Raw genomic sequence first — 17,010 nt, 5'->3', positions numbered from 1 at the left:
AGGATAAATGCAGTATATTAAGAAATTACTTCATGTAAGTAAAGAAAGGATTTTTATCCTGTAAATTTTGTTTGGAGAATAGAGTGAATGTTAAAAAAAGCAGAAGTCTATAAGACTCTGCCTTTTTAGGATGGTTTTTACCTTTGGAAAAATTCAATCCACTCTTTTTCCGGTCCATATACGTAGAAATAGCGATAACCATTCGGAAGGGTGACAATCTCTTCATCAATCAGTTCGGTGTTATCCAAGCTTTTGATCCGGGCATATTCTTCTTCGATATCATCCACGGTAATGGCAAAATGGTGGATCGTTGCTTCGGAGGGAAGTGTGTCGCTATATCCCTGAATCAATTCTATTTCTGTTTCGTCCGACTCTTCGTAACCGAGGAATGCCAGTTCGATCACTCCATTAGTATGAGTCATGCGTTCCTTTAATTTCAAATCCAGCACATCTTGATAAAAGGCGATGGATTTTTCAAGATCTTTTACAACAACGCCAATGTGATCGACCCTTTTTACAGCCAAGAAATCTTCCTCCTTCATTAAAACCAATGCAACTTGCTAATAGTAGTATATATAAGATTATTCGGAATTAAATTACTTTTTTATAGCCGTTTTTAGATAATTTTTAAAATGATGTTAATAAAGGGGAATTATTGGTAAATAATGAAAAAATGATAAATGGCTTATGGGTAATACTTTTCTTCCATAGTATTTCTTGATAGATTCTTTTATTGGAAAGAAATGTATTCATCATTTTCCAGGGCAAAAATTTGTTTCTAAATGGAATAGTCGATATACTATGGAAACAACTCCATTATTAATGGATAGGAGAGGAGAGGTAGTATGGGAAAAATTCGTGAAGGTGAAGTTTTCACTCTTACTGATGACAGTGATGAAGGCCATGAAGTTGAGGTTTTAGGTTCATTGGATGTAGAAGGAACGGAATATGTTGCAGTAGGCTTGCTTGAAGATATTGAAGAGGATACGGATGAAGATATCGATATTTTCTTTTTCAGGGTCGAAGGCGAAGGTGAACTGCTCGATATCGAATCGGATGAAGAATTCGAAAAGGTATCATTGGCGTTTGAAGCGGCATTTGAAGCGAAAGAATGACAAGATAAAAGACGGCACAATGTGTGCCGCCTTTTTTATATGTATAAGGAAAGTATCGGCCCCGCCTTCGCCAAATACCATGATAGCCACGCGTGCTATCCAGCCTTACTTAAGTATAGGGTTGTATTATTGATAGGACGTGTACTACATATGAAGATTTTGTTAATAAACGGAGTATTTTTCCATATCAAAGGCATAGGATAAAAAAAGTGGAGGTGATGGGATGGCCGTTGTAAAGCACACTGATGCCGATATTGCCTTATTGGCAAGATTGCTTAGGGCGGAAGGCTATGGCCTTCGAAATTTAGCCTATGGTACTTCAGGCCACCGGGAGATTGCCCGGCAACCTGGTATAATCAGCCCCTTGTTGGGCGTTTCAAGCTCCATTGCTTTTATGAACCAACAGGTACAGAATGTCCCAATATTTATAATACCTTTTAAGGAAATGGCTGAACCTTATGGGGGTTTGGCCTCTTTGTGCATCAATCCTTAACTTGGAAAAAACATATGATAAAACTGGCAAATGATTTACTGATACTGTAAAATTGACACTGTAAATTTCCGGATAAGAAAGGAATAAAAAATTGATGAGTAAAAGGCTTATTGATTATGGACAAGGGCAAATGGGAGAACAGCCGGAGGATAGTACCGAGAAATTCAAGTCTTTCATGGAGAACAACCCGGACCCCATTTCCATTGTTGATCTGGAAGGAAAGACCCTTCAGGTGAATACAGCTTTTGAAGAGTTTTTCGGATGGACGAATGAGGAGCTCATTGGCATGCCGTTTCCAATTATTCCTGATTTCTTGAAGGAGTCAGTCAATGAATTGCATGACCAAATTAAGGCTGGGGTACAAAAGAAAGGCTTTGAAACGGTCAGGTTAAGGAAGGATGGCCAGTTAATCGATGTAAGCATCTCCCTGTTTAATATCCGCGATAATGAAAATGAGCCGTGCGCATTGGTTTTCGTTTATCGGGATATTACGAATCAAAAACTTGCTGAAGCTGCCTTGAAGGAAAGTGAACAAAGGTATCGCAGTTTAGTGGAGGTGTCACCTGAAGCGATTTTTGTACATCGCAATGGGATCATCGAGTATATGAATCCCATGGGGGCAAAAATGCTTGGGATGGATAGTGTGGAAGATATTATCGGTAAATCGGTTTTTCAGTTCGTCCACCTGGAGTCCCGGGAAAGTGTACAAAAAAGAATCGAAATCATGAGGGACGATCATCAGGCGGTTGGTTTACTGGAACAAAAGTTCATTCGGCTTGACGGACAAGAATTTTATGGAGAAACACTCGGTCTTCCGATTATTTATAAAGGGCAACCAGCCATTCAGATATTCTGTAGGGATATTACGGAGCGTAAAAAGACCGAAGAGCTGATCTGTAAATCCAATATGTTATCGGCGGTAGGACAGATGGCTGCAGGCATCGCACATGAAATAAGAAATCCATTAACTACGGTCAAAGGGTTTTTGCAATTATTAAGGGAAGACCCTGAGCAAAAGGACTATCTTGAAATGACGGTCAGTGAAGTTGAAAAAATCGAAATCCTGGCCAATGAGTTTTTAAGTTTAGCAGAGCCTGAAGCGAAGGTTTGTGAACTCATTCAGCTTAACGAGATATTGGACAGTGTGATTACGTTAGCCGAATTTCAAGCGATATTGAATGATGTCGAAATCATCAAGGAATATACTACGGATACGGCATCAGTCTTTGGCGAACCGAATCAGTTAAAACAAGTATTCACGAATGTCGCCAATAATGCGATAGAAGCCATGCCGAATGGGGGCAAACTTCATATACAGTTAAACCATGAAGGTGACTCTGCGATGATCCGGTTCATTGATCAAGGCTGCGGAATCTCAAATGAACGCATGAAGCATCTAGGGCAGCCTTTTTATAGTACATCTGAAAAAGGAACAGGGTTTGGGCTCATGGTCAGCACCAAAATCATCCATGAACATAATGGGGAAATTCATTTCACTAGCGAAGTGGGAGAAGGGACGATTGTGGATATCAGTCTCCCTATCTATGAAAGTTCACAATGAAAAGTGACGAGAAGCCATGCTCTCGTCACTTTTTGGTTCATAGTTTAACGATCGTCCTGCCTCTTGCTTCCCCTTTTAATAGGGTAGGAAGGACGTCAGGCAATTCTTTAAGTGTAATTTCCTGTTGAATGAGCTGTTCCAAATCCTCCAGTTTAAAGTCGGTGGCAAGTCGGTGCCAAACTTTCAATCTTGTATCCATCGGGCAATTGACCGAATCGATCCCAAGCAGATTAACACCTCTTAGGATGAATGGAAAGACGGTGGCAGGAAGGCTTGTCCCAGCTGTCAATCCGCTAACCGCCACGGCTCCGCCATACTTGATTTGGCTAAGGACCGAAGCTAACGGTTCACCGCCGACGGGATCTACCGCACCGCTCCATTTCTGTTTGCCCAGAGCCCGCAGCTTGCCATCATATACATCTTCACGAGATACAATGGTCGACGCACCGATTGCCTTCAAATATCCATGTTCCGATTCCTTTCCTGTACTAGCCTCAACGGAATAGCCAAGTTTGGAAAGGATCGAGACGGCAAAACTGCCGACCCCGCCAGTTGCACCAGTGACAAGAACGCTCCCTTGCTCAGGTGTAAGGTTATTTTCTTCCAGCCGCAGAACCGATAGTGCTGCAGTGAAACCGGCCGTTCCGATGATCATCGCCTCTTTCATTGTTAGGCCATCAGGAAGCGGGACGATCCACTCTGCAGGAACACGGGCAAATTGACTATAGCCCCCTGATTGGGAAACGCCAATTCCGTAGGAGGTCGCAATGACTTCGTCTCCTTCTTTAAAGCGGGAATCCTCAGATGAAACGACAACACCAGCCATATCAATTCCCGGAACGATCGGATAGCTGCTGACAATGTTTCCATTTGGAATGGCTGCAAGGCTATCTTTATAGTTCACACCGGAATAATGAACACGGATGAGCACTTCGCCTTGAGGTAGATCATCAAGGGATAGCTCCTGAATGTTAACGGTGAATTGATCATCTTGCTTATTCACGACTAATGCATCAAATTGCTGTATCATGGTTCGTTCCCCCTTATAATAATGGATCTACCCCATTATAAAATAAAAAATAGAGGAATGTATAATGATACAATTCGAAATAAGTAGCGCTTCCTTTTCTTTCTGCTTCTAAAAATGGTACTATTAGATTTGATTCAGTTCATATTAAAGGAGATGTTTAACATGGCTAAAAAAGGATACATACTTATGGAAAATGGAGAAAAAATCGAATTCGATCTTTTCCCGAACGAAGCACCTAACACAGTGGCTAACTTCGAAAACTTGGCAAACACAGGATTTTATAATGGCGTAGTCTTTCACCGTGTAATCCCTGGTTTCGTAAGCCAAGGCGGAGATCCAACAGGTACAGGCGCAGGCGGAAGCGGCACACAAATCAAATGTGAAACAGAAGGAAACCCTCATAAACATGAGGCAGGAAGCCTATCTATGGCACATGCTGGAAAAGACACAGGCTCAAGCCAATTCTTTATCGTGCATGAACCACAACCGCATCTTAACGGTGTTCACACAGTATTCGGTAAAGTGACTTCTGGACTTGAAACAGCCAAAGCTATGAAAAATGGCGACAAAATGGAAAAAGTCGAAGTTTTTGACGCTGAATGATGGAAGCGAAAAGAGGGGGCATTATGCTCCCTCTTTCTTTTTGCTCTGTTCATGAGCGAAGACAGAGAAATATAAAGTCATTTTGGCGTCATGCTTTCAGTGAAATGATATTTGACCCCTGTCAAGGTTTCTGAAATATCCCATAATCTTTTCGAAGTTTCTTCATTATATAAGGTATCGATGACCTCGTCTTTTCTGGGAAAGCCTTTTCTGCCCTTCTTTCCATCGGGTCCGATATACTCCCCGCCTGTCAATGAAGGTTCCGTTGCGGCATAAAGGGTAGGCAATGCTCCCATACTTGCCGGCTGGGTGATGGTTTTGGAAAGAAAGTGCACGAATTTATTTATGGGTTTGCCGGAACCGCGGGACATGAGATTAGTATGGGAAAGGCCCGGATGACAGGCAACACTGATCGGGGTTGCGCCATGCTGGTTGAATTTATTCTGTAATTCGCGGGCGAAGAGTAGATTGGCCAGCTTGCTTTGCCCATAGTATTTCATTGGTTTATAACCGTTTTCACCATGTAGATTTTCGAAGTCTATATATCCATTGATGGCGGCCAAGCTGCTCAATGTGACCACACGTGATTTTGGCGTAGAAAGGATACACGGAAGAAGGAGGCCTGTCAAAGCAAAATGACCGAGGTGATTGCTGCCGAATTGCAGCTCGAAGCCATCCTTCGTCCTACTGTAGGGCGGAATCATCACACCTGCGTTATTGATGAGGACGGAGAGAGATTCATAGTTTTCCTGAAAGGAAGCGGCAAAATGCCGAATGCTGCTCAAATCACTTAAATCCAGCTCCATCACACGTACATTTGCCTGTGGATGGACCGATAAGATTCTATCGACCGCCTTTTCACCCTTTGAAGCATTCCGGACTGCAAGGATGACCTCTGCCCCCTTACCGGCCAATGCAAAAGCCGTTTCGAAGCCAAGCCCGCTATTTGCACCAGTAATCACAATGGTTTGCCCCGATACATCTGCCATTTCTTCGCCATTCCACTTTTCAATCATCCAATCACACCTTTCCACACAGTCTTTACCTATCATATACCCAAATAATCCCTATATGTCACATTCTGTGCGGAGAACAGTGTGCTGTCGTCTATTTTTTAAAAAGATTAGCCGCCCATTAAGTAATCCATTATATTTTTCACGATCAAAATGACGGTCACGATGATAAATAATACTCTTACATATGCCACTCCTTTTTTAATGGCAAATTTAGAACCGGCCAACGCTCCTGCTATCATGGAGATCCCCATTGGAATTCCGTAGGAAAAGTTGACGGTATCAAGGAATATGAACATGATCAGTGCCGCCAAATTACTTCCGAAGTTCAAAAATTTGGCATTTCCTGCAGAGTGCAAAAAATCAAAGCCAATCATTAAAAAGGCAAACAAGATGAAGGATCCCGTTCCAGCGCCCAAAAAGCCATCATAAAAACCAATGGCAAATATGGCGAACGCAAATAGTGCAGCCTTTAGCCATGTGAGTGTATGGTAAGTCGATTTCTGGCCCCAGTCCTTTTTAAAAAAGGTATAAATGGCAATAGCTATTAATAGAACCAAGATCATTGGCTTTAATAATTCAGGCGAGACGAAATTGACAACCCAGGCTCCTAGCAGGGAACCTGTGAAAATCAATGGGAAAAGTTTTGAAACCAATTTGAAATCAACCTTACCTGAGCGAATGAAGGCAATGGTGCTTGTTAAAGACCCCATGGAACTTGCTAACTTATTCGTAGCGATCGCTGCTGACGGGGAAAGTCCTGAAAATAATAAAGCGGGTATCGAAATCAGGCCGCCGCCGCCGACCACGGAATCAATGAATGCTGCCAAAAATCCGAAAAACATCAGCAGCAAAAGTGTCGAAATTTGTATATCTTCCATCCAAGAAGCCTCCGTATCGATGGCATTATGGCTGAAATGCTTGTTTTGCTGGAGCCATAATCCATGCGTTCATATTAGTCACTATTTAGATAGTAACTAATAAGAACCATTCTGTAAATAAGAATATTTGAGCCATACTGTTTGAAATCGAATAGATTTCGATAAGAGATTTGGTATGATAGGCATATAACTTACCAAAGCACTAGGAGGTACTATGCAAGATATCATTCAAAAACTACAGTCTCTCGGGTTTAGTCAATATGAAGCAAAGGCTTATGTTTCTTTGGTTCGCCAAGGCCCAACCAGTGCCTATCAAGTAAGCAAGGAGTCAGGAATTCCAAGGGCCCGCATCTATGAAATATTAAATGGACTGCAAGAAGAAGGAATCGTCTTAAAAGAGGAAATCAATGACTCGATAAAATATTCACCGCTGCCAGTCGATGTTTTTTTGGAATCGGTTCAATCAAAATGGAACAATACCTATCAATCCATCAGCCATACATTAAAGCAATTCGAGAAAAACGAACCGATGTCCGACAATCGTGTAATGACGCTTAAAGGTGAAGGGCACATCCTATCCTTCTGCCGTACCTTGATTCAAAAAGCCGAGAAAAGGGTGGTGGTTTCCCTATGGGACGAGATGTATGGAAAACTTGAACAAGAGCTAATAGGGGCCGCTGCGCATTGCACGCTCAAGGGGATTGCATTTCAGGTTGAAAACCCATTATCAGGTATAGATATACATCGCCAAACAAGCTATGTGGAAAATATCGGGGAAAACAAATGGTTCATCTTATCCATTGATGGCAAGGAGACGATTTACGGCCCTTCGCCCGAAACGAGAGAAACGGCGTTCTACACAGATGATCCCATTCATATCAATTTTCTGGAAAATTACATTTGGCATGATATCCTCGTTAACCGCTTGGTTAAAAAGGATGAAGAAGATGCCGAGAAATGGATTTCAAGTGAAAGAGACCGTTTTTTCTCCCTATAAGATTTGAAAAAAAGCTGATAACCCCACATGCAGGGGATATCAGCTTTTTTATTTTGGCTCTTTTCGAAAAGATTGTTATTTTTAAAACGAAACTATTTAAGGTTGATTGGAGCGGAAGTGCGAGACTCCTGCGGGATTAGCGGGACAGGTGAGACCCCACAGGCGTTTACGCCGAGGAGGCTCACCGCCCGCCCCGCGGAAAGCGTGCATCTGGAGGGGAAATCAACCACACCGCACTACTTGTTAAATAGCAACAAAGTATGCGAAAACAGCCTTTATTTTTCATTCGGCTAAAAGGGTTTTAGGAAATCTGATGGCTGTGGGCAAGCTGGATTTATCTCGATAAGACCTGTAAGACACAATCGTATGATTATGCGCTTGAACGTCCAACTGGAGAACCTGTGAGCTTTTCATTTCCAAATAGTACGTAACGTCTTCTATTTGTAAATGATAAAAAGAAAAAGGTATCCCTAAAAGGTCTTTCCTGATTAGTTTTGTTTCGGGCTGATTGATGATGTGCTCACTCAATTCCGCTATCGTAACAGAAGTTGTTCCTGTAATGGCTGTTATTTTTTCTTTTGCATAATCGACTGCATGACTGAAAGTGCCGGCAATGTTCTTCAAGATTCCGTTCATGGGTGCATCTCCTTTGAATTAGGCTATGTATGTAGTATTATACGCGGCTAATGGTTTATGCAAAAAAATCGGCAATGATGATATAGAATCGTCACTTTATGAACATGATTAAGAAGTGTGCAACAAATATAAAAGGGCAATCAAGAAAGGACAGAAGGTCAAAGCATGAGGAATAAAAAAATATTTATGGGCCTGCTTTTCATCGCAATCCTCGCTTTTTCAGCCGTGTTCATTCAGTTGAATATGGATGTCAATTCCAGAGCGGAAAAAGGGGAGGACGACGATGCGGATAATCATGAAAGAATAGAGAAATTGCTGAATAAAATGACGCTTGAAGAAAAAATCGGACAGCTTATGATGGTCGGTTTCAGGGGGACTGAAAAGAGCGATGAAATTACGGAGCTCATCGAACAAAAACATATAGGAGGTGTCATCTATTTTGACCGCAATATGAAATCACCTAAACAAGTGGCCCGGTTATCCAACTCGCTTCAGCAAACGGCCAATCAAAGTGCACATTCGCTTCCGTTGATGGTGGCCATCGATCAGGAAGGCGGGGACATCATCAGGATGAAGGAAAGGGTATCGCCCCTCCCTGCGCAACAGGATCTTGGGAAAAAAGCCTCTATTGAAGACATGTACAAGGTGGCTAGGTTGAATGGGACAGAACTGGGCTCCATGGGGATTAACATTAATTTTGCCCCTGTACTTGATCTATCAAAAACGGATAAACGTTCATTGGGGCAAGATCCGGAAAAGGTCTATCAATACGGGAAGAAAGCCATTCAAGGCTTGAATGATGTATCGATAACGGGTGCATTGAAGCACTTTCCCGGCAACGGACGCAGCGAAATCGATCCGCATGTCGAAACTTCATCCGTGGAGGCCAACCAACTGGATCTGGAAAATTCGGATATCTATCCCTTCAAGCAAATCATAAGTGAAATGGATAACCAAAAGTTTTTCGTGATGGTGACCCACATTAAATATCCAGCCTATGATAAAGAAAAACCAGCAAGCCTTTCTAAAATCATCATAGAAGACCTGCTTCGGGGGAAACTCAAATATGAAGGACTTGTCGTTACCGACGATTTGGAAATGGGAGCCGTGAACAAGTACTTCTCCTATGATGAGATGGGGAAGCAGGCAATCCTTGCAGGAGCTGACTTATTACTCGTCTGTCATGAATATTCCCATGAGCTTGAGGTATATAACGGTTTACTGCAATCAGTAAAAGCAGGGGAAGTTCCAATGGATAGAATTAACGAGTCAGTAAAAAGAGTGTTGACATATAAACTTAACAACATGAAGCAAACGAAAGCTGACCCTGATCAAGCGGAAAAAGTCGTGAAAAATCCCGAAAGCATAAAGTTCATCGAAAGCCTGAGCGAGGATGAATAAAGCGAAACCGCTCTCTCAAAAAGGTGCTTTTGTTTAAATCAGCTGATAGAGGGAATACTATATAGGACTAACTTGAAGGAGGAAACTAACATGCCATCAAACAAAATGCTTGGAACCGTCCTGATAGGAGCAGCCGCATTTTTAATGCGCAATAAGAAAACCCGTGAAAAAACCATGAGTCAAATAAGATCCCTAGCCACACCAGAAACCATTGATAAGGTGAAGAGCCAATTCCAATCAATAACCAAAACAAAATCAAGTAACCCATCCGTACGTTAAGGTGAATTGACCCCATTAGTAATTCTTAATGGGGTCAAACTGTGGACAAATTAGAGAAGAACCAGTTTTTTCAGGAGTGTCGCGGATTTGTAAATGAGGGTTTCACCTTACTTTAAATGAAAAGTTGAATGGAACGGAAGGTACGAGACTCCTGCGGGAAAAGCGAGTCCAGGGGAGACCCCACAGGCGCAAAGGCGCCGAGGAGGCTCCCGGACCGCCCGCGGAAAGCGAGTGCCTGGAGTGGAAATCATATTACTAACCCTCAAATCTGCTGCTTCCGCCCGATTGTCTGCCAAGCCTAATCAAAGCAAGCGGTTTCGGCTAACCAGTCATTCGGCAAGAGTGTAGCAAATTTATTTTTATTCAATCGTCTTCAAAAAACTATCTCCATTAAGTTAATCTTAATGGGGCTTTTTTTATGGTTTAGTGAATTCATCATGCCGGTAAAAGGAAAAGCACTCGTTTCTTTCGAAGACCATGGACAGGCATTCAAAAGTACAAGTGCTTTCATGAGGGATCAATGATCATTCAGCTTCATCTTCGCCGTCATTTTCTTTATTGAACCAAAGCGGATCCTCATTATCGACTTCACCATTATAATTAATCAGGATTTCTTCTCCTGCTTTTATGTCGGTGTAAGCAAAGAAATCAAACGTATGATTCTTGAAGTTTATGTCATACGTAGCGTTGGGTGTATAAGAATGATTAAACAGCATGCCATAGCCTAAAAGCATGGCAGTATGGTTAATTCCATATTCAAACGCATAATCAGCCAGTAATGTCTTCTCAATGAAAACATGCTCCTCGTTCGGATATGCAATGACAGGTGCCTCATGCAAAAGCTCACCTTTTTTAATATCTCGTGTTGCGAATACGCCTCTATTGAACTCGCCATCACTGAGTGTGGAAGTCTTAACTTCAATCATGTTCGTCACCTACTTGTTCTATTCAATATAGTCCAGATCATCTAAGCTTGACAGTTAATAAGAAGAAAAGCAACTATTTTACGGAATTAATCATTTTTAGTATACTACTCAGTTTGTTTTTAGTAAGGATCTACCTGTACCGTAGGACGGAATTCTTCACATGAAGGACGAAAAAAGGGAACGAACGGCCGAAATGATCCTCGGAAGGTAGACCAATACATAAGATAAAAACACCTCCGCTAGCAGGGAAGCTAGGGAGGTGTTTGATATATAGGTAAATCTGTTAATTCACACCGACAGCAGTAAAGGCATTTTTGACAGCCGTGACTTCTGCACTGCTTGAGCCGTATAAATCAGAGGCCGATTGTATGACGGCCGCTCTGGCTTGTGAAAAAGTAGACGACGAAGTTAAATATGTTGTGTTTGCCCGATAAAAGATGGTTCCTAGTTTATCGATGCCGATTCCGGATACACTCACGCCATGGTGGGTTCCGCCTGCAGAGATTAAATAAGCTGCCTTATTAATGATTCCGCTGTTCGTGTGGACTCCGCCATTATCACCCGTTCCTGTATAACGGTTCGAATAATGGTCAGGGTCACCATTCAATGTTGGATTAGCCATCGAGCGGAGTGCATCACCGGAAATGTTAGGTGTGTAAATATCTTCCCCGACCAAATAATCGGCTTTGGCACTTTGATTCTTAAATTCTACGACAGTGCCAAAAATATCAGATATCGCTTCATTCAAAGCACCGGATTCATATTGATAGGTAAGGTTCGATTCCGAGGAAGTGACGGCATGCGTCAATTCATGCGCAACGACATCGAGCCCGCCGGACAATGGGATGAACGTCGTGCCATCTCCATCACCGTAAACCATTTGGGTGCCATCCCAAAAAGCATTATTGTATCTTGAGCCATAATGGACGGTTGATTTCAGGATGGTTCCATTACCATCATAGGAGTTCCGGCCAAATGTGGATTTGTAATAATCATAGGTTTTACCCGCATAATAATGGGCATCCACCGCAGCTTTATCGGCAGAAGCAGTAAAAGCATTTGTTGTGTTGGAAAAGAGTGTACCAGGCAATCTTGAACGGTTATTGGCGTTATACGTGTAGATGCCTTTACCGCGTGTATTGTCTTGTAAGTAGTATTGACCGTTGGATAAGGTAGTGTTCAGCGACACCGTATTGTTTAAGACGCCAGTGCCCGTTCCGACGGAGTTGGTCCCCGTCACTTCATCCAATGTATTATATTTATTCAGGATTTTACCCGTTTTGACTGAAATGAAATAATGATGATTTCCTGGTTCCGGACTTAAGAATTTCAAATTGACTTTATATACATAATCGGCCTTGCCTTCATTTGCGTATACATACAGGTCAGATTCAGGTGATTGCTCGTAGGCAGGTGTGAACCCCAGATCCGCTTCAGCTATTTTGATAGCTTGGGATTCACTGATGCCTTTTTTAGCCTTTTTCCCTAATTTCGTGTTTAGATTGGCTTCAACCGTACCGGACACGACGGTCAATACACCTTTAGCGTCAATCAATACGGCTTGTGTGGAATTCCATACTGGTACGCCTTTATAGGTTTGTTGCAATTTAAGGACGGTATTGCCCAGTTCATCCTTGCTTTCTTTCTCGATCGTGAAGGAGTCCTTCGCCTTTTGCTTTTCTAGCTTGTAAGACTTTTTGTTCTCATCAAAAAAGGTAAGAATGATATCTTCTGCCGTTTGCTTTGAGGGGTCCGTAAGCTTCCCAGACTTGTATTCTAGCGAATCCCTATGCTTATTGTACTTTTCAACACTTAACACATTTTTTGCCGCCAAAGCTTCTTGATGGGGAATAGCAGAAAATAATAGACCGATTGATAGTGCAGTTCCTAAAAATACCTTACCTTTCATAACACTCAACTCCTTCATGAGAATACCTCATTTTTACATCGTTTCATAATTATTATCAAATGGAGAAAACTTGCGAAAAATATGACATTTAAAGGAATAAAATGGAGAAAAATGGATTTTAATAGAAATATTCTTTGAATATATTCTTTTAGTAATATTTGGAATGTATTTAAATTAAACCAAATGAATAAATGTGCAAAAAACCATGGCATAATGTGCAAAAAACCATGGCGTAAAGTGCAAAGAAATTTGTCTATTGAAGGCATTTTTTTGGATAATCTGTTGAATATTGCGCTTTGTAAATTTGGCATGAAAATTGCATATATTCAGAAAAGGAATTCGAATTGTAAATTAGGTCTATTTGAGAGTCTATGAAATAGGAAAATTTATTAAATGATTTCCCCATATATGAAAGCGCTTATATAGAAAGGGATGAAAAATTATGATACCAAAACAAGAAAATGACATCTTGCATCCTCCAAAGCAAGAAGAACAAGGGTTAAAGCGCGGTTTGAAATCCCGCCATTTAACGATGATTTCCATTGGCGGGGCTATTGGTACCGGGCTGTTCCTCAGCAGCGGTGCAGCCATTCATACAGCTGGGCCAGGCGGGGCATTACTTGCTTATGCCTTAGTTGGGGCAATGGTGTACTTCGTGATGACGAGCTTAGGGGAATTGGCAGCCTTTATGCCGACAAGCGGCTCTTTCAGTACCTATGGATCGAAATTCGTCGATCCGGCATTTGGTTTTGCCTTGGGATGGACGTATTGGTTCAATTGGTCGATGACGATAGCCGCAGAGTTGGCAGCCTCGACAATGATCATGAAATTCTGGTTTCCGAATAGTCCATCATTGTTATGGAGTTCATCATTCTTGGTGCTCATTTTCCTATTGAACTATTTATCCGTTAAAGGATATGGTGAAGGGGAGTACTGGTTTTCCTTCATAAAAGTAACCGCCATCGTTATTTTTATTATCGTCGGGCTGCTAATGATCGTCGGCATTATGGGCGGCGAAGCGGTAGGCTTTAAAAACTTCACCGTCGATGACGCTCCTTTCCCGGGCGGGTTCATGGGTGTCTTCATCGTTTTCATAGCGGCTGGCTTTTCTTTTCAAGGTACCGAAATTGTCGGTGTGGCTGCCGGGGAAAGTGAAGATCCTGCACGGAATATACCGAAGGCCATTAAAAGTGTCTTCTGGAGGATCTTGCTCTTTTACGTATTGGCAATCTTCGTAATTGGACTGCTTATCCCTTATACGAACTCGAGTTTGCAAGGTGATAACGTCATGGTAAGTCCATTCACGCTCATTTTTGAAAAAGCTGGAGTCGCCTTTGCCGCTTCGCTTATGAATGCCGTCATTTTAACAGCGGTATTATCTGCAGGTAACTCAAGTCTATATGCTTCAACGCGTATGTTATACTCAATGGCAAAAGATGGGCAAGCACCGCGCATTTTTGCAAAACTTAATAAACGCGGCGTACCGGTTGCAGGTATGATTTTGACATGCTCCATCGGCATGCTGGCCTTTTTAGCCTCCATATTCGGCGATGGTAAAGTGTATATTTGGTTAATGAATGCCATCGGAATTACAGGATTCATCTTTTGGCTCGGAATTTCCATCAGCCATTACCGTTTCCGGAAAGCGTTCATCGCTCAAGGCCATTCATTGGAGAAGCTGCCATATAAGGCATTATGGTTCCCAATCGGACCGATCTTTGCCATTTTAATCGGCATGATCGTCATCCTGTCCCAAAATATCCAAGCCTTTTTCTCAGACCATATCGATTGGGGCAGTGTTGTAGCTGCATACTTGGGGATTCCGCTTTTCCTTGGTCTATGGCTTGGCTATAAATTTATAAGAAAAACTAAATTCGTTAAACTTGATGAAGTCGAATTTGACTTTGACAAAAAATATGACTGAACAAGCTTAAAGTAAAAAAAGCCGGACAATATGTTTTATATTGTCCGGCTTTTCCTTGTTTTCTATAGGCTCATTATCAAAAGCCAGGAAGCTGATTCCTGGCTTTTTATTTTTATTAAATGGAAATTTATACAAATGTTATGGGGGGTGTTATATGATAATCGTAAACTCGGCTAAATTGCATGTACGGAACGACTGGAGGGCTTTTACTATTTTAAAGGGAAAGGGAAGGTGCACAGCTGATGACCTTATTGACTCATTTAAAAGTATTGGACTTTTCAACGTTACTGCCAGGCCCATTTGCCACTTTGATGCTAGCGGATTTAGGAGCGGATGTTTTGAAGGTGGAGAGGCCGGGGACAAAGGATTCATGGGGTGTGAATCAATATCTTAACAGATCGAAGAAGTCGATCACACTGGATTTAAAACAATCCGAGTCTATCGAATCCGTAAGAAACCTAGTGACGGAATACGATATCGTCATTGAACAATTCCGTCCAGGTGTCATGGAACGTCTGGGACTGGGGTATGGGGCATTAAAATCGATCAACCCGAAGCTGATTTACTGTTCCATCACGGGCTATGGCCAGACTGGTCCCTATAAAGAACGGCCGGGACATGATATCAATTATATTTCGATAGCAGGCTTATCAGGCTATTCCGGTACGAAAAAGGACGGTCCGGCAAAAAACGGAACCCAAATAGCAGATCTTGCCGGAGGCTCATTGCATGCTGTCATCGGAATATTATCTGCAGTCATTCACAGGGAAAGAACAGGATTCGGCCAAGCCATCGACATCAGCATGACCGACTGCAGTTTTGCCTTGAATGCCATATCCGCACCTCTGAATTTACAAGGTGGCCTTGAACTTGAACCAGAAAAACTGATGCTGAACGGAGGGTCTTTTTATGACTTTTACGAAACGAAAGATGGACGCTATTTTTCGGTAGGCAGCCTTGAGCCCCCTTTTCGAAAAGCATTATGTGAAGCGATCGGTGCACCCGAATTATATGAGCTGAGCATGAAAAGCGATGAAGAAAGCGGAATCAGGTTTAAAACGGCCGTCCGGCTGGCTTTCCTTGAAAGAGATTTTCATGAATGGCAGGAGTTATTCGCTGAATTCGAGGCCTGCGCAGAACCAGTGCTGACTTTCACCGAAGCGGCCGAGCATCCCCAATTGAAGGAGAGGGGAATGATCGTCGAGGTTCCTGACGGAAAAGGGAATGTCCAGAGGCAAATCGCCTGCCCGATCAAAACATCGGTTTTCACCCCTGGATATAAACATGCAGGCTTGGAGCCAGGACAAAACAACGCAGAAATCCTTCGCACCCCCAATCGCTAAATAAAGATGTAAAGGCTATCGCTTTTCCGAGTTTTTTGGAAGGTGATAGCCTGTTTTTTTTGAATGCCGGAAAAAGCAGGGGGAGGGTCGATATGATCGTTCGAAGTTCGAAGGTCGAAGTGAAGCGGAAGGAGAATAATTATCCTCTTATCATTTGTGGAAAGCAACATATTACCACTGTGAAAATTTACTAGTTATAACCAGTGTGGGCAGGGTATCAGAGTAGCATCCTGGTAAGGAGGGGGTTAGTTAAATATGTTTGGTCTCTCTGATATCATTAAATTTCTATTTTCCTTTTTTTTGATCATGCCGATCGTTACGCTGATACATTTGAGCGGGCATATTTTCTTTGTTACGCTCTTTGGGGGATCAGAAAAGAAAATCTTGATCGGTTGTGGCAATAAACTTTTCGCCTTTCGGAACATAGAGGTGAGGAAATATTATTTTTGGAATGGGACTTGCGAGTTCAAGGGATTGAAACATGATAATCGATTGACGAATACGCTGATATATTTAGGGGGGGCTATCTTTAATTTAGTCAGCATGCTGATCATATATAGCTTAGTGTATCAGAATATCCTGGACAGCTCGGTGATCTGGTATCAATTCATCTATTTTTCTTTCTACGTTATGTTTTTCTCCTTGTTTCCGATGTATTTCTCGGACGGATCGCCTAGTGATGGGAAGGCTGCGGAATTGGCCTTGAGGAACAAGCTGGAAGATAGGGTGACGGATGATATATTCGTGAAGAAAATGGAGGAGGAGGAGGATGATAGCTGCAAGTAAAAAGGGAACGTCCAGATGGTCGTTCTTTTTTTTGTTTGCTTTCAGTTTTAGGGTTATAAGAATAAACCTAATCGGCACGCTTATATTGAAGCCGATTAGGTTGTTTGAATCCC

16 protein-coding genes and 1 pseudogene are annotated in these 17,010 nt (G+C 42.2%); 10 read left to right on the top strand and 7 right to left on the bottom strand.

Annotation, left to right across the window (positions count from 1 at the left end; all coding sequences use genetic code 11):
* Nucleotides 1-137: 137 nt before the first annotated feature.
* Nucleotides 138-542 (bottom strand): VOC family protein, encoded by a 405-nt coding sequence (locus ACJ9PY_RS24220; RefSeq protein WP_054398933.1) that lies wholly within the window; start codon nucleotides 540-542, stop codon nucleotides 138-140.
* A gap of 303 nt (nucleotides 543-845) precedes the next feature.
* Between ACJ9PY_RS24220 and ACJ9PY_RS24215 the strand changes: the two genes are divergently transcribed.
* The 3 genes and pseudogenes from ACJ9PY_RS24215 to ACJ9PY_RS24205 all read left to right on the top strand — a co-directional run bounded on the left by ACJ9PY_RS24215 (nucleotide 846) and on the right by ACJ9PY_RS24205 (nucleotide 3,169).
* Nucleotides 846-1,115, top strand: a complete 270-nt coding sequence (locus ACJ9PY_RS24215) for a DUF1292 domain-containing protein (protein WP_034310405.1) — start codon at nucleotides 846-848, stop codon at nucleotides 1,113-1,115.
* A gap of 279 nt (nucleotides 1,116-1,394) precedes the next feature.
* A pseudogene (locus ACJ9PY_RS24210) lies at nucleotides 1,395-1,556 on the top strand (cell wall hydrolase); the annotation flags it as partial.
* Between the two features lie 146 nt (nucleotides 1,557-1,702).
* Complete coding sequence (locus ACJ9PY_RS24205; protein WP_411739177.1) at nucleotides 1,703-3,169, top strand: PAS domain S-box protein; 1,467 nt, start codon at nucleotides 1,703-1,705, stop codon at nucleotides 3,167-3,169.
* A 37-nt stretch (nucleotides 3,170-3,206) separates the two neighbouring features.
* Here the strand turns inward: ACJ9PY_RS24205 and ACJ9PY_RS24200 are convergent, their stop codons facing one another.
* A complete protein-coding gene (locus ACJ9PY_RS24200) occupies nucleotides 3,207-4,199 on the bottom strand; it encodes an NADPH:quinone oxidoreductase family protein (protein WP_411739176.1) in 993 nt (330 codons plus the stop codon).
* Nucleotides 4,200-4,361: 162 nt separating this feature from the next.
* On the opposite strand from ACJ9PY_RS24200, the gene ACJ9PY_RS24195 reads away from it, so the two are divergent.
* Nucleotides 4,362-4,802, top strand: coding sequence for a peptidylprolyl isomerase (locus ACJ9PY_RS24195; RefSeq protein ID WP_034310415.1), 441 nt, complete (start codon nucleotides 4,362-4,364; stop codon nucleotides 4,800-4,802).
* 77 nt (nucleotides 4,803-4,879) lie between these two features.
* On the opposite strand, the gene ACJ9PY_RS24190 is transcribed toward ACJ9PY_RS24195, so the two are convergent.
* Both ACJ9PY_RS24190 and ACJ9PY_RS24185 read right to left on the bottom strand, forming a co-directional pair.
* Nucleotides 4,880-5,818: an oxidoreductase gene (locus ACJ9PY_RS24190; protein ID WP_411739175.1), complete on the bottom strand. Its 939-nt coding sequence runs from the start codon at nucleotides 5,816-5,818 to the stop codon at nucleotides 4,880-4,882.
* Nucleotides 5,819-5,925: 107 nt separating this feature from the next.
* A complete protein-coding gene (locus ACJ9PY_RS24185; protein WP_411739174.1) occupies nucleotides 5,926-6,696 on the bottom strand; it encodes a TSUP family transporter in 771 nt (256 codons plus the stop codon).
* A gap of 214 nt (nucleotides 6,697-6,910) precedes the next feature.
* Between ACJ9PY_RS24185 and ACJ9PY_RS24180 the strand changes: the two genes are divergently transcribed.
* Entirely contained in the window at nucleotides 6,911-7,693 is a 783-nt protein-coding gene (locus tag ACJ9PY_RS24180; protein ID WP_034310422.1) for a TrmB family transcriptional regulator, read from the top strand.
* 282 nt (nucleotides 7,694-7,975) lie between these two features.
* On the opposite strand, the gene ACJ9PY_RS24175 is transcribed toward ACJ9PY_RS24180, so the two are convergent.
* Nucleotides 7,976-8,329, bottom strand: coding sequence for a hypothetical protein (locus tag ACJ9PY_RS24175; RefSeq protein WP_063574813.1), 354 nt, complete (start codon nucleotides 8,327-8,329; stop codon nucleotides 7,976-7,978).
* A gap of 165 nt (nucleotides 8,330-8,494) precedes the next feature.
* Between ACJ9PY_RS24175 and nagZ the strand changes: the two genes are divergently transcribed.
* Together nagZ and ACJ9PY_RS24165 are read left to right on the top strand one after the other, a co-directional pair.
* Nucleotides 8,495-9,730, top strand: coding sequence for a beta-N-acetylhexosaminidase (gene nagZ / locus ACJ9PY_RS24170; protein ID WP_411739173.1), 1,236 nt, complete (start codon nucleotides 8,495-8,497; stop codon nucleotides 9,728-9,730).
* 90 nt (nucleotides 9,731-9,820) lie between these two features.
* Nucleotides 9,821-10,009, top strand: a complete 189-nt coding sequence (locus tag ACJ9PY_RS24165) for a hypothetical protein (protein WP_034310424.1) — start codon at nucleotides 9,821-9,823, stop codon at nucleotides 10,007-10,009.
* A gap of 524 nt (nucleotides 10,010-10,533) precedes the next feature.
* Here the strand turns inward: ACJ9PY_RS24165 and ACJ9PY_RS24160 are convergent.
* Entirely contained in the window at nucleotides 10,534-10,935 is a 402-nt protein-coding gene (locus ACJ9PY_RS24160) for an SET domain-containing protein (protein WP_034310428.1), read from the bottom strand.
* A gap of 283 nt (nucleotides 10,936-11,218) precedes the next feature.
* A complete protein-coding gene (locus ACJ9PY_RS24155) occupies nucleotides 11,219-12,844 on the bottom strand; it encodes a M4 family metallopeptidase (RefSeq protein WP_411739172.1) in 1,626 nt (541 codons plus the stop codon).
* 442 nt (nucleotides 12,845-13,286) lie between these two features.
* Between ACJ9PY_RS24155 and ACJ9PY_RS24150 the strand changes: the two genes are divergently transcribed.
* The 3 genes from ACJ9PY_RS24150 to ACJ9PY_RS24140 all read left to right on the top strand — a co-directional run bounded on the left by ACJ9PY_RS24150 (nucleotide 13,287) and on the right by ACJ9PY_RS24140 (nucleotide 16,897).
* Nucleotides 13,287-14,768 (top strand): amino acid permease, encoded by a 1,482-nt coding sequence (locus ACJ9PY_RS24150; RefSeq protein WP_141242767.1) that lies wholly within the window; start codon nucleotides 13,287-13,289, stop codon nucleotides 14,766-14,768.
* A gap of 242 nt (nucleotides 14,769-15,010) precedes the next feature.
* Nucleotides 15,011-16,111 (top strand): CaiB/BaiF CoA transferase family protein, encoded by a 1,101-nt coding sequence (locus ACJ9PY_RS24145; RefSeq protein WP_411739171.1) that lies wholly within the window; start codon nucleotides 15,011-15,013, stop codon nucleotides 16,109-16,111.
* A 255-nt stretch (nucleotides 16,112-16,366) separates the two neighbouring features.
* Nucleotides 16,367-16,897: a hypothetical protein gene (locus tag ACJ9PY_RS24140; protein ID WP_411739170.1), complete on the top strand. Its 531-nt coding sequence runs from the start codon at nucleotides 16,367-16,369 to the stop codon at nucleotides 16,895-16,897.
* Nucleotides 16,898-17,010: the final 113 nt, after the last annotated feature.

The sequence above is a fragment of the Peribacillus sp. S4 genome, from assembly GCF_046715815.1.
GTDB classification, from domain to species: domain Bacteria; phylum Bacillota; class Bacilli; order Bacillales; family DSM-1321; genus Peribacillus; species Peribacillus frigoritolerans.
Note: the sequence above shows the minus strand (reverse complement) of the source record. Positions and strands in the feature narration are given on the sequence as shown.